Genomic DNA, 11,690 nt, shown 5'->3' on the forward strand with positions numbered 1-11,690 from the left:
GGTGGATGTTTGGAGGGTTGCTGATCGCTGCGACGATCCTGACCCCGATCGCCCCCGCCGCCGCGCAGGCGACGGGCGAGCGGGTGCAGATCGCGCAGCGTGGCGACCGAGGCGACCGTGGCCCGCGCGGTCCGGAGGCGCGCGGCGGCGACCGTAGCAACGAAGCCCGCCCGCAGCGCCAGCAGCGAAGCGAAATGCGCGCCGAGCGCCGCAACGATCAGCCGCGCCGTGCGGACCGCCCGCAGCGCGGCAATGATCAGCAGCGCCAGCAGTGGCAACAGCAGCGCGCTGCGCAACAGCAACGCCAGACCCAACAGCAGGTCCAGCGCCAGCGCGGCGGCACCTATGATCGCAACCGCGACGGTCGCACCGACCGCCAGTGGGACCGCAACCGCGATGGCCAGGTCGATCGCCAGTGGGATCGCAACAATAACAACCGTGTCGACCGGCGCTATGACCGCAATCGCAATGGTGACCTCGATCGCCGCTGGGATCGTAACAACAACGACCGCGTCGATCGCCGTTACGACCAAAACCGCAACGGCTATGTCGATCGCCGCTATCGCGATGGGCGCCACGACCGTTACGACCGCAACCAGAGCCGCTGGAACCGCGACTGGCGCAGTGATCGCCGCTACGACTGGCGAAACTACCGCGAGCGGAACCGCAGCTATTACCGGATGCCGCGCTACTACAACCCCTATCGCGGCTACAATTACACGCGGTTCAGCATCGGATTTACGCTCGGTTCGCTGTTTTACAGCCAGCGTTACTGGATCAATAACCCGAGCTATTACCGTCTTCCGCCCGCTTATGGGGGGTACCGCTGGGTCCGCTATTATGACGATGCGCTGCTCGTCGATACCTATAGCGGCGAGGTGGTCGACGTCATCTACGATTTTTTCTGGTAATATTCCTTTCGGTTACCGGAATGACAAACTGGGGCCGGTCCGCCGGCCCCTTTTTTTGCCGTTCAGCGGCTCTTCCAATAATCGAACACCGCCTGCTGCTGTTCGCGGATGAATCGCGCCGCGGCCGCGCCTTCCCACGGCCCGTCATAACCGAGCAGCAGCGCCGTGCCGCCGACCCACCACCCCTGCCCCGGCAGCCGGTCGCTTTCGCGCACCACCAGCACGGCAAGGTCAGGCTCGCCGTCCATCGCGCAGAGCCTGTCGACTTCGGCCAGCGTCTTGCACACGGCGCGCATCTTTGGCCGCGTAAAGCGGAATCCCAGATCGCCAAGCAGTTCGGAATAGCTCACGCGCCCCGCGCGCGCCGCGTCGGTCAGGATCGCGCGGATACGCGGTGCATCGCCCAGCGCGCCTGCGTCGGCGGCGGTGGCTGCACCGCCTAGGCCTTCGTCTTTGGCGGCCATGGCAGAAATCCCGACGTGCGCTCGACATAGGCGGCATAGTCGGGCCGCGTCTTGTGCAGCCCCTTTTCGAGCAGCGCCTTGCCCGACCATTTGGTGAGGGTGAAGGTCAGGAAGACGGGACCAATTACGCTCGCCAACGCCGGCTGCCAGCCGATGTCGAGTACGACGATCCAGATGCCCCACCAGGTCAGCGCGTCGCCGAAATAATTGGGATGACGCGTATAGCGCCACAGCCCCGTGTCGAGCACCCGGCCCTTGTTCGCGGGATTCTGGCGAAAGGCGTGAAGCTGCGCATCGCCGATACTCTCGAACGCGATTCCCGCCAGTGCCGCCGCTGCGCCGAGCCAGCCGAGGATACCCACGCCCCCGCCCGCGCTCGCCCAGATGCCGAGTTGCGCGGGCAGGCAGGTGATGAACAGCAGCGGCGCCTGCGTCAGGAACACGGTGAGCAGCGCGGTCTTGCCCCAACTCCAGCGCCGCGCCTCCATCGTTGTCGCGAGTATCTTGCGATAACGCGGATCTTCGCCCTCGCGCACCCAGCGGAGCGCGAGGTGGATCGCCAGCCGCAGCCCCCAGAGCGACGTCAGGCCGAGCAGCAGTTTCGCATGTACGCCGTCGATCCCTGCCTGCCACGCCATCCCCCAAGCGAGCAGCACCATGCCGCACCCCCAGAAGGCGTCGATGAAGGACACATCGCGGATCGTCATCGCAAACGCCCACAGCAGCAGGATTACCGCCAGAAGCCCGGCAAAATTGACCGCCAGAAGCCAAAGCGCGTGGCTCATGCCGCCCCGTTTCCTTTTTCGTCGACCCCGACGATGTCGTGGATCGAGCGCACCGCACGCTCGGGAATTTTGGGAATACAGCTTTTATAAACCTCGAACACCTTTTGCATGTCGGCGCGAAAATCGCCCGTCGGCCAGATCAGCGGCCCCAGGCCGCCCGTCTTTGTGCCATAATCCATCAGCCCGACGACCAGGGGCACCTTGGCGCCCAGCGCGATCTGATAAAATCCGGTACGCCATTTCGCCGTTTTGCCGCGCGTCCCCTCGGGCGCGACAGTCAGCATAAATTCCCTGCGCCGCGCAAACTCATCGATCATCTGCGTGACGACATCACCGCCGCCACGCCGGTCGACCGGTACCCCGCCCATCTGGCGGATAAAGCCGCCGATCGGCCAGCGGAACAGCGACAGCTTCGCCATGAAATAGGGTCGGACTTTCAGGTCCGCGGTCAGCCCCAGGAAATTGACAAAATCCCAATTGCTCGTGTGCGGCGCGGCGATGATGATGAAGCGCCGCGGTTCGGGCACGGCCCCGACCGCCTTCCATCCGCGCATCCGGTAAAGCAGCAGCAACAGGCGGCGCACACCGCGCGCCACCAGCCCCGGCGGATTGTCGTCGATCCTTGTCACGCCGGCTCCTCTCCCCAGCCGAATTGCGCGAAAGCCGCGCACAGCGCAAGAGTGCGCGCATCGCGGCTTGCTCTCCCCGCCGGTTTCTGCTCCCTTTGGCGGTACCAAACGGGGGGAAATCGCATGAAGTCACTATCCGCGCTGCTGTTGTCCGCCACGCTGTTCGCCGCGCCGGCGATCGCCGCCGAGGCGCAGCCACGCGCCGATCAGCTCGCCTTCCGCGAAATCTACAAGGAGCTGGTCGAAACCAACACGACGCTTTCGGCGGGCAGCTGCACGCTGGCCGCCGAACGCATGGCCGCGCGGCTGAAAGCGGCGGGCTTTGCGGATAGCCAGCTCACGCTTTTTGCGACTCCGGAAAAACCGAAGGAAGGCGGCCTCGTCGCCGTCTATCCGGGCACATCCAGGACCGCAAAGCCGATCCTGCTCGTCGCGCACATCGACGTCGTCGAGGCGAAGCGCGAGGATTGGGAGCGCGACCCGTTCATAATGGTTGAGGAAAACGGCTATTTCTATGGCCGCGGCACCGCCGACGACAAGGCGCAGGCGGCGGTATGGGTCGATACGTTGATCCGCTTTCAGCAAGAAGGCTATAAGCCGAAGCGCACCGTGAAGATGGCACTGACGTGCGGCGAGGAAACGAACGGCGCGTTCAACGGCGTCGAATGGCTCGCCGCGAACCGGCGCGACCTGATCGACGCCGAATTCGCGCTGAACGAAGGCGGCGGTGGCGACAGCGACGGCAAAGGCAAGGTGCTCGGCCAATCGGTGCAGGTCGGCGAAAAGACCTTCGCCAATTTCCGTTTAGAAACGCGCAATCCCGGCGGTCACAGCTCGGCGCCGGTGCCCGATAATGCGATTTACCAGCTCGCTGCCGCGCTGATGAAAATCCAGAGCCATCAATTCCCGGTCGAGATGACCGACACGACGCGCCGCTTCTTTGCCGAGGCGGGCCCGGTGCGCGGCGACGAAACCGGCAAGGCGATGGTCGCGCTCGCCAAAAACCCCGCCGACAAGGCGGCCGAGGCGATCGTCAACAAGGACCCGTTCCTGCACAGCAATTTGCGCACGACCTGCGTCGCGACGCTGCTCGACGGCGGTCACGCCCCGAACGCGCTGCCGCAGCGCGCGGGCGCGAACATCAATTGCCGCATCTTTCCGGGTCATAGCATCGAATCGATCAGGGACGAACTTGCGAAGATCATCGGCGATCCCGGCGTCACCATCACCCAGCTGCCGCCCAAGCGTCCCGCGCCGCCGGCGCCACCGCTCGACCCGAAGATCATCGGACCGATGCAGACGCTCGTCGACAAATATTGGCCGGGGCTGAAGGTGATTCCGTCGATGGCGAACGGATATACCGACGCGACATTCCTCGGCGCGGTCGGCATCCCGACCTACGGCATTCCCGGCATGTGGGGCGACCCCGACGGCAACGGCGCGCACGGCGTCAACGAACGGATGGAGGTGCGCTCCGTTTATGTTGGACGCGACTATATGTTCGATCTGGTGAAGGCTTACGCCGACAAGCCTTGAATATCGTAGGTCATTGCGAGCGTAGCGAAGCAATCTCCCGCCATCGGTATGGCGCAAGGTTGTTCGCTGGAGATTGCGGCGTCGCTTCGCTCCTCGCAATGACGACTGCAAACCCTAACCCACGAACGCGCGCTCGATCACAAAATCGCCTGGCGCCGCGTTCGATCCTTCCTCGAAACCCAGCGCCTCGAACCGCACTTCGAGGTCGCGGATCATCGCCATGCTGCCGCACATCATGACGCGGTCGGTCGCCGGATCGAAATGCGCGGGGCCGGTCAGCGGATGGCCGAACAGCCGCCCGCCGTCGATCAGGGCATCGATACGCCCCGCGGTGCGGAACGGCTCGCGCGTCACCGTCGGCAGATAGTGGAATTGCAGCAGCGCCTGATCCTGCACCAGCGGGTCGCCCGCAAGCTGGCTTTCCAGCGCGTCGCGGAACGCGAGATCATTGACCTGTCGGACGCAATGGACAAGCTGGATCTGACTGAACCGCTCGTAAATGTCGGGATCGCGCACCAGGCTCAGGAAAGGCGCAAGCCCTGTGCCCGTCGACAGCAGGAACAGGCGTTGCCCCGGCAACAGCGCGTCGGCGACCAGCGTCCCCGTCGGTTTGCGCCCAAGGTAAACCGGATCGCCCGGCTGGATTTTCTGAAGCCGCGAGGTCAACGGCCCATCGGGCACCTTGATCGACAGAAATTCCAGCTCATCCGCATAAGCAGGACTCGCGATCGAATAAGCGCGCAGCAGCGGCCGTCCCTCGCCCGGCAGCCCGATCATCACAAACTCGCCCGACCGGAAGCGGAAACTCGGCGGCCGCGTGATCGTGAAGCTGAACAGATGGTCGTTCCAGTGGCGCACCGAACGCACCTCCTCGACGGTCAACGAGGCGGAGGGGGCCAGCTTGGCGGCGGCGGCAATACGGTCACTCATTCTCTTCGGCTTTCCTGATATGTCATCGCGCGCACCGACCAGATCGGCGCCGCAAACCTCTGCGATCTCCCGAAGCGGAATCGCGGGCCCCAGTCCAAGCAGAATTGCTTGCGTCCCTTAAATCCCCAGCCACGGCGAATCTTCACCATTTGCTCAGATCAAATCTATATCATATTGAGACGCATTTGCAATAATAGTCTAAATGCGGGATTGCGGACTCGTTCCGCCCTCGGACTCCTTTTCGTCAACTACGATAGATTGTCGGCTAACGGCCGATAGTAGCGTTACCGCCTCCCCCAAACCCATTCGCATCGAGCGAAGTCGAGATGCCCCATCGGGCGGGGCGTAGCGTCGATGGGTGTCTCGACTTCGCTCGACACGAACGGAAAACGGGGATGGTCCGCTCCCCACTCCAAGGCAGACATTTAGAAAAAAACGCTGTCCTACATGACCCCGCTGTGCCAGCCTTCATCCCACCTCTTTCAAGATATGGAAAAAAAATGGGTCGTTCCCGCCCCTACGCGGGCGCAGAAGCGCGGCGCGGCATGTACCGGGGGAATGCAGATCGGCAATCAAACAGGGCTGACTTTTCCTGACCTTTGACTTGAGCCCGCAGCCCTACCCTGCTGGCAACCGCAACCTTACCAGCACTCCTCCCAAATCCTCGCTCTCTTCGAGCGCGATGCTGCCGCCATAGATTTCGGCCACATCGCGGACGATCGCGAGGCCGAGGCCGGTCCCCGGCTTGCCGCTGTCGAGCCGCACGCCGCGATCAAAAATGCGCGTACGATCCTCGGGTGAAATACCCGCCCCGTCATCCTCGACAATGATTTCCGCCATATTGCCGTCGCGGCCGATCGTGACGAAGACGCTGCCTCCACCATATTTTGCGGCATTTTCGAGGAGATTGCCGACCAGCTCGTCCAGATCCTGCCGCTCGACTTTCGCAACCACCGTCCGGTCGCCCGCGGCATCGAGCCGCGCGTCGGGATAGAGCGCGGCAACCGCGCGCAACACGCTCTGCACGCTGTCCCACACCACCGCGCGCGCCTGCGCCGCGCCGCGCCCCCGACAGCGCGCGCGCGCAAGATGATGATCGACCTGCCGCTGCATCGTCGCTGCCTCGCGCCGCACCGTGTTCGCCAGTTCTGAATCCGAACTGGTCGCGCTGTTGACCAGCACGGTCAGCGGAGTTTTGAGCGCGTGCGCGAGATTGCCCGCGTGGAGCCGCGCCTCCTCCGCCTGTTTCTCGTTATGCGCGAGCAGCGCGTTGAGCTCATCGACCATCGGCTGCACTTCCAGCGGCAGCGGCGCATCGACGCGGCGGTTCTGCCCGCCGCGCATCGCCGCGATCGCGCGCCGGATGTCGCGCAGCCAAAGGCCGTAAAAAGTCTGGAGCGCAGCCATGATGATGAGACCGAGGCCCAGCAGCGCGAGACTGGGGATCAGGGTCCGGCGCACGGCGCCCACCTGCACGTCCAGCGCCTCGCGCGACTGCGCAATCTGGTAGCGCCAACTGGTCCGGCTCCCCGGCAGGATCACGTTGCGTTCAAGGACGCGCAACTCTTCGTCGGGAAACTGATTGCTGTCATAGGTATGAATCTGATCGTCAATGTGCGGCGTCGGCGCCTTCAGCGTGCGCTCCCAGAGCGATCGCGAACGATAGGGTTCCTGCTCACCGCCGCTGATCTGCCAATACAGGCCGCTATAGGGTTCCAGAAAACGCTGATCGCCAAGCGGTTCGATCAGCCGCACCTCGCCGTCGGGGCCGATCTCCGACGAGCGGATCATCGCGATCAGCACATATTCAAGGCTCGAATCGAAATTGCGCGTGATCGCGCTCGTCAGCACGCGGTCGAGCGCAAAACCGCCGCCGATCAGCAGCACCGAAATCCACAGCGCGGCGATGGCGATCATACGCCGCGCAAGCGAGCCGGTGATGCGGCCGCGAGGCGCTGGATTCGACGGGGCGGCCGAGCTCTCCAACCTTTTTGTATCCGTCATCCCGGCGAAGGCCGGGATCTCACCCTGTCGTCACCCCGCACCGGCGGGATCCCGGCCTCCGCCGGGATAACGACAAGGAAACAGCGACGGCGCATGGTCAGCCTTGCGGATCGTCGAGCTGATAACCAAGACCGCGGATCGTGGTGATGATGTCGGCGCCCAGCTTTTTGCGGATGCGCGTCACGAACACCTCGATCGTGTTCGAATCGCGATCGAAATCCTGGTCGTAAATATGTTCGATCAGCTCGGTGCGCGACACGACCTTGCCCTTGTGATGGAGCAGGTATGACAGGAGCTTATATTCCTGCGCGGTCAGCTTCACCGGCTCGCCGGCGAGCGTAACGCGTCCCGAGCGCGTATCGAGGCGGACGTCGCCCGCGGTCAGCTCGCTCGACGCATTGCCCGACGCGCGGCGGATCAGCGCGCGCAGGCGCGCAATCAATTCCTCGGTCTGGAACGGCTTGGCCAGATAATCGTCGGCGCCCGCGTCGAGCCCCGCCACCTTGTCCGACCAACTGTCGCGCGCCGTCAGCACGAGCACAGGAAAATTGCGCTTTTCGCGCCGCCAGCGATCGAGCACGGTCAGCCCGTCGATTTCGGGCAGGCCGAGGTCAAGGATCGCGGCGTCATAGGTTTCGGTCGAGCCGAGGAAATGCCCGTCCTCGCCATCGGTCGCAAGGTCGACCGCATAACCCGCTCCCTCCAGCGTCGCTTTGAGCTGCGGACCCAGCGTGGGTTCGTCTTCGACAATCAAAATCCGCATTCAGGCGCCTTTCCTTTGCGCGCCGACGGTATCGGCCGCATGTTTCGACTATGTATCAAGTCCGGACGCCCATCGCAAAAAATGGTTGCGGGACGCGCTCGCCTTGCCTGCGATGTCAGGGGTTGCGGCCGACGATCCGGCCGGTGCGCGCATCGACATAGACGACGACGACCTGGCTGCCGTCCATGAATTTGAGCTTGTAGATCATCCGCTCCGCATCGAACTGCGGCCCGCCGAGATAGGTCATCCCGCTATAGGGCGGGCGCGAACGGACATCGGCGATCAGCTTGCCCAGCGGCACCACCTGACCCTCGGCCGCGGCCTGGCGCAGATGATTCTGGTCGCGGTCGCCACGCGCAGCCGTCGGCACGGCCGCCGAAAGCAGCAGCGCGGAGCAAAGCGAAAAGGTCAGCGTGCGGATCATGGCCGTTCCCTACCGCGATAGCATTGAATAGCCGATGAATGGCCGCGTCAGCCGCGGTTCGGGTTTCGGGACCGGTTGCCATGGCAGCGAGGCCATGGTGGGCGCGACAGGGATTGAACCTGTGACCCCACCCGTGTGAAGGGTGTGCTCTACCGCTGAGCTACGCGCCCGTCCCGGTGCGAACCTAGGTCCGCCGTCCGAAAGCCGGACGTCCAATAGCCGCTGATGCAGCGAATGCAACGCCCATTTCTCCGAAAACCCGGCCATCCATGCAAAACGGGCCGCAGCTTGCGCCACGGCCCGAGATGTTCGTATCAAAAGGCGCGGGCCAACTTAGTTGACGGCGTCCTTAAGGGCCTTGCCGGCCTTGAACTTCGGCTGGTTCGACGCCGCGATGGTCATCGTTTCGCCAGTGCGCGGGTTGCGACCGGTCGACGCCTTGCGCTTGCTGACGGCAAAGGTGCCGAAGCCAACGAGACGGACTTCGCCGCCCTTCTTGAGCGAGCCCGTGATCGCGTCGAAGACGGCTTCCACGGCCTTGCTGGCATCACCCTTGGTCAGGCCGCTCGAATCGGCGACGGCGGCGATCAGGTCTTGTTTGTTCATGCCTAAGGAACCCCTGCATTATGGTTGAATGATTCTCATGGCCCGAAGCCATGGCGCGCCACTAACGATGTTTGACCCCGGCTTGTCAAAGCAAAAAAGGGAGAAAATCGCCCCAAAACGCCGATTTTGCGACGAACTTGGGGCGAATGGTCGTCCATTCGCGACGAGTCAGTGGCGAATCGCCGTTTCGTGATCGCCGCCGGTGCCGATCGGCGGCGAGGCGGCGAGTTCGTCAGCCTCGGTCCATTCGATCGGCTCGACCGGCGAAACCAGCGCCTCGGCAAGCACTTGGTCGACATGACTGACCGGAATGATCTTCAGCTTGCCGGTGATGTTCGACGGGATTTCGACCAGGTCCTTTTCATTCTCTTCGGGAATGAAAACCGTAGTGATCCCGCCGCGCAGCGCCGCGAGCAGCTTCTCCTTGAGGCCCCCGATCGCGAGCACGCGGCCGCGCAGCGTGACTTCGCCGGTCATCGCGACATCCTTGCGCACCGCAATACCCGTCAGCGTCGACACCATCGCCGTGACCATGCCGACACCCGCCGACGGGCCATCCTTCGGAACTGCGCCTTCGGGCAGGTGGATGTGAATGTCCTTGCGCGCGAACAGGCTGGGCTTGATGCCGTAGGCCGGCGCGCGCGCCTTCACGAACGACAGCGCGGCCTGCACCGACTCGGTCATCACCTCGCCGAGCTTGCCGGTCGTCCTGACCTGACCCTTGCCCGACGCGGTCACCGCCTCGATCGTCAGCAATTCACCGCCGACCTCGGTCCAGGCAAGGCCGGTAACCGCGCCGACCTGATCCTCACGATCCGACACACCGTGGCGGAATTTCCGGACACCGGAAAATTCGGCCAGATTTTCGGGCGTGATGATCACACTTTCCGCCTGGCCCTCGAGGATCTTGCGCAGCGCCTTGCGCGCCAGACGCGCAATCTCGCGCTCGAGCGTGCGGACGCCGGCCTCACGCGTATAATAGCGGATGAGGTCGCGCAAACCGTCTTCGGTCAGCTCGAACTCGCCGTCCTTCAGGCCATGCGCCTCGACCTGCTTGGCGATCAGGTGACGCTTGGCGATCTCGACCTTCTCATCCTCGGTATAGCCCTCGAGCCGGATGATCTCCATGCGGTCGAGCAACGGCTGCGGAAGGTTGAGCGAGTTCGCCGTCGTCACGAACATGATGTCTGAAAGATCGACGTCGATCTCCAGATAATGGTCCTGGAACTTCGCATTCTGTTCGGGATCGAGCACCTCAAGCAGCGCCGACGCCGGATCGCCGCGGAAATCCTGGCCCAGCTTGTCGATCTCGTCGAGCAGGAACAACGGGTTCATCGCGCCGGCCTTTTTCAGGTTCGTCACGATTTTGCCAGGCAGCGAGCCGATATAAGTGCGGCGATGGCCGCGAATTTCGGCCTCGTCGCGCACGCCGCCGAGCGACTGGCGCACGAACTCGCGTCCCGTCGCCTTGGCGATGCTGCGGCCGAGCGACGTCTTCCCGACGCCCGGAGGGCCGACGAGGCACAGGATCGGGCCTTTGAGCTTGTTGGTGCGCGCCTGGACGGCGAGATATTCGACGATCCGGTCCTTGACCTTTTCCAGCGCATAATGGTCGTCGTCGAGGACGGCCTGCGCCTTCGCAATATCCTTCTTCAGCTTCGATTTCTTGCCCCACGGCAGGCCGATGAGCGTGTCGAGATAGTTGCGCACAACCGTTGCCTCGGCCGACATAGGAGCCATCGCGCGCAGCTTTTTCAGCTCGGCATTCGCCTTAGCCTTGGCTTCCTTCGACATTTTGAGGCTGTCGATCTTGAGCTGCAGTTCGGCCAGGTCGTCGCCGCCTTCGCCATTGTCGTTGCCGAGCTCGCGCTGAATCGCTTTCAGCTGTTCATTGAGGTAATATTCGCGCTGGCTCTTTTCCATCTGGCGCTTCACGCGGCCGCGGATCTTCTTTTCGACCTGCAATACGCCGAGTTCGCCCTCCATGAAAGCGAACACCATTTCGAGACGCTTCGACGGAGCATCCTCGACGAGCAGCGCCTGCTTTTCGGCGACCTTGATGTTGAGATTGCCCGCGACCGAGTCGGCGAGGCGCGAGGCGTCGTCGATCTGCGACAGCTGCACCGCGGTTTCGGCGGGCATCTTCTTGTTAAGCTTGGCGTAGCTTTCGAACTGATCGACGACTGATCGCATCAGCGCGGCGGTATCGACACTGTCGTCGACCGTATCGGCGATCGGCTTGACGCTCGCCATCACCGCCTTGTCTTCATCGGTGAGCGCCAAAAGCTTCGCCCGCTCCTTGCCTTCGACAAGCACGCGCACCGTACCGTCGGGCAGCTTCAGCAGCTGAAGCACTGTCGCAATCACACCGACGTCATACAGGTCATCGCGCTGCGGATCGTCCTCGCCGGGATCGAGTTGCGCGACGAGAAAAATTTCCTTGCCCGCTTCCATCGCCGCTTCAAGCGCGGCAACCGAACGGTCACGTCCGACGAACAGCGGCACGATCATATGCGGGAAAACGACAATCGCGCAGCGGCAAAAGGGGATAGGATTGCGTCATTACGGCTCCTGAACGCGCGCCGCGACCGGCGCACCGTCCTTCTTATAGGGTGGTCAACGCTAATATGGCGTAACT

The 11,690-nt window shown here is 63.4% G+C and carries 11 protein-coding genes and 1 tRNA gene; 2 read left to right on the forward strand and 10 right to left on the reverse strand.

Features of this window, described 5'->3' with window-relative positions:
- Window positions 1–5 precede the first annotated feature (5 nt).
- Entirely contained in the window at window positions 6–911 is a 906-nt protein-coding gene (locus VSX77_RS00005) for an RcnB family protein (RefSeq protein WP_338425662.1), read from the forward strand.
- A gap of 62 nt (window positions 912–973) precedes the next feature.
- On the opposite strand, the gene VSX77_RS00010 is transcribed toward VSX77_RS00005, so the two are convergent.
- The 3 genes from VSX77_RS00010 to VSX77_RS00020 are packed head-to-tail and all read right to left on the reverse strand — an operon-like array spanning window position 974 to window position 2,789.
- Window positions 974–1,375 carry a ribose-phosphate pyrophosphokinase gene (locus VSX77_RS00010; protein WP_338425663.1) on the reverse strand — a complete coding sequence of 134 codons (402 nt, stop codon included), beginning with the start codon at window positions 1,373–1,375 and terminating at the stop codon, window positions 974–976.
- Window positions 1,351–2,160, reverse strand: coding sequence for a DUF1295 domain-containing protein (locus VSX77_RS00015; RefSeq protein ID WP_338425664.1), 810 nt, complete (start codon window positions 2,158–2,160; stop codon window positions 1,351–1,353). The genes VSX77_RS00010 and VSX77_RS00015 overlap by 25 nt, the downstream gene beginning before the upstream one ends.
- Complete coding sequence (locus VSX77_RS00020) at window positions 2,157–2,789, reverse strand: lysophospholipid acyltransferase family protein (RefSeq protein ID WP_338425665.1); 633 nt, start codon at window positions 2,787–2,789, stop codon at window positions 2,157–2,159. The genes VSX77_RS00015 and VSX77_RS00020 overlap by 4 nt, the downstream gene beginning before the upstream one ends.
- A gap of 123 nt (window positions 2,790–2,912) precedes the next feature.
- On the opposite strand from VSX77_RS00020, the gene VSX77_RS00025 reads away from it, so the two are divergent.
- Window positions 2,913–4,325: a M20/M25/M40 family metallo-hydrolase gene (locus VSX77_RS00025; protein ID WP_338425635.1), complete on the forward strand. Its 1,413-nt coding sequence runs from the start codon at window positions 2,913–2,915 to the stop codon at window positions 4,323–4,325.
- Between the two features lie 114 nt (window positions 4,326–4,439).
- Here VSX77_RS00025 and VSX77_RS00030 read toward each other — a convergent pair whose 3' ends face one another.
- The 7 genes from VSX77_RS00030 to lon all read right to left on the reverse strand — a co-directional run bounded on the left by VSX77_RS00030 (window position 4,440) and on the right by lon (window position 11,563).
- Entirely contained in the window at window positions 4,440–5,255 is an 816-nt protein-coding gene (locus VSX77_RS00030; RefSeq protein ID WP_338425636.1) for a ferredoxin--NADP reductase, read from the reverse strand.
- A 618-nt stretch (window positions 5,256–5,873) separates the two neighbouring features.
- Complete coding sequence (locus tag VSX77_RS00035) at window positions 5,874–7,172, reverse strand: sensor histidine kinase (protein ID WP_338425666.1); 1,299 nt, start codon at window positions 7,170–7,172, stop codon at window positions 5,874–5,876.
- A 184-nt stretch (window positions 7,173–7,356) separates the two neighbouring features.
- Window positions 7,357–8,022 carry a response regulator transcription factor gene (locus VSX77_RS00040; protein WP_011541111.1) on the reverse strand — a complete coding sequence of 222 codons (666 nt, stop codon included), beginning with the start codon at window positions 8,020–8,022 and terminating at the stop codon, window positions 7,357–7,359.
- A 115-nt stretch (window positions 8,023–8,137) separates the two neighbouring features.
- Window positions 8,138–8,446, reverse strand: coding sequence for a hypothetical protein (locus VSX77_RS00045; protein WP_338425638.1), 309 nt, complete (start codon window positions 8,444–8,446; stop codon window positions 8,138–8,140).
- 95 nt (window positions 8,447–8,541) lie between these two features.
- Window positions 8,542–8,616 (reverse strand) — tRNA-Val (locus tag VSX77_RS00050).
- Window positions 8,617–8,779: 163 nt separating this feature from the next.
- On the reverse strand, window positions 8,780–9,052 hold the full coding sequence (locus tag VSX77_RS00055; RefSeq protein WP_037510426.1) for an HU family DNA-binding protein: 273 nt from the start codon (window positions 9,050–9,052) through the stop codon (window positions 8,780–8,782).
- Window positions 9,053–9,220: 168 nt separating this feature from the next.
- Window positions 9,221–11,563 (reverse strand): endopeptidase La, encoded by a 2,343-nt coding sequence (lon, locus tag VSX77_RS00060; RefSeq protein WP_422397256.1) that lies wholly within the window; start codon window positions 11,561–11,563, stop codon window positions 9,221–9,223.
- Between the last annotated feature and the right edge of the window lie 127 nt (window positions 11,564–11,690).

Source organism: Sphingopyxis sp. TUF1 (assembly GCF_036687315.1).
In the GTDB taxonomy this organism is placed as follows: domain Bacteria; phylum Pseudomonadota; class Alphaproteobacteria; order Sphingomonadales; family Sphingomonadaceae; genus Sphingopyxis; species Sphingopyxis kveilinensis.

What these genes read in the sequence shown, in the direction of transcription:
- lon (WP_422397256.1), bottom strand. Translation starts at nt 11,563, where the DNA reads ATGATCGTGCCGCTGTTCGTCGGACGTGACCGTTCGGTTGCCGCGCTT.
- VSX77_RS00040 (WP_011541111.1), bottom strand. Translation starts at nt 8,022, where the DNA reads ATGCGGATTTTGATTGTCGAAGACGAACCCACGCTGGGTCCGCAGCTC.
- VSX77_RS00005 (WP_338425662.1), top strand. Translation starts at nt 6, where the DNA reads ATGTTTGGAGGGTTGCTGATCGCTGCGACGATCCTGACCCCGATCGCC.
- VSX77_RS00015 (WP_338425664.1), bottom strand. Translation starts at nt 2,160, where the DNA reads ATGAGCCACGCGCTTTGGCTTCTGGCGGTCAATTTTGCCGGGCTTCTG.
- VSX77_RS00055 (WP_037510426.1), bottom strand. Translation starts at nt 9,052, where the DNA reads ATGAACAAACAAGACCTGATCGCCGCCGTCGCCGATTCGAGCGGCCTG.
- VSX77_RS00030 (WP_338425636.1), bottom strand. Translation starts at nt 5,255, where the DNA reads ATGAGTGACCGTATTGCCGCCGCCGCCAAGCTGGCCCCCTCCGCCTCG.
- VSX77_RS00025 (WP_338425635.1), top strand. Translation starts at nt 2,913, where the DNA reads ATGAAGTCACTATCCGCGCTGCTGTTGTCCGCCACGCTGTTCGCCGCG.
- VSX77_RS00010 (WP_338425663.1), bottom strand. Translation starts at nt 1,375, where the DNA reads ATGGCCGCCAAAGACGAAGGCCTAGGCGGTGCAGCCACCGCCGCCGAC.
- VSX77_RS00035 (WP_338425666.1), bottom strand. Translation starts at nt 7,172, where the DNA reads ATGATCGCCATCGCCGCGCTGTGGATTTCGGTGCTGCTGATCGGCGGC.
- VSX77_RS00045 (WP_338425638.1), bottom strand. Translation starts at nt 8,446, where the DNA reads ATGATCCGCACGCTGACCTTTTCGCTTTGCTCCGCGCTGCTGCTTTCG.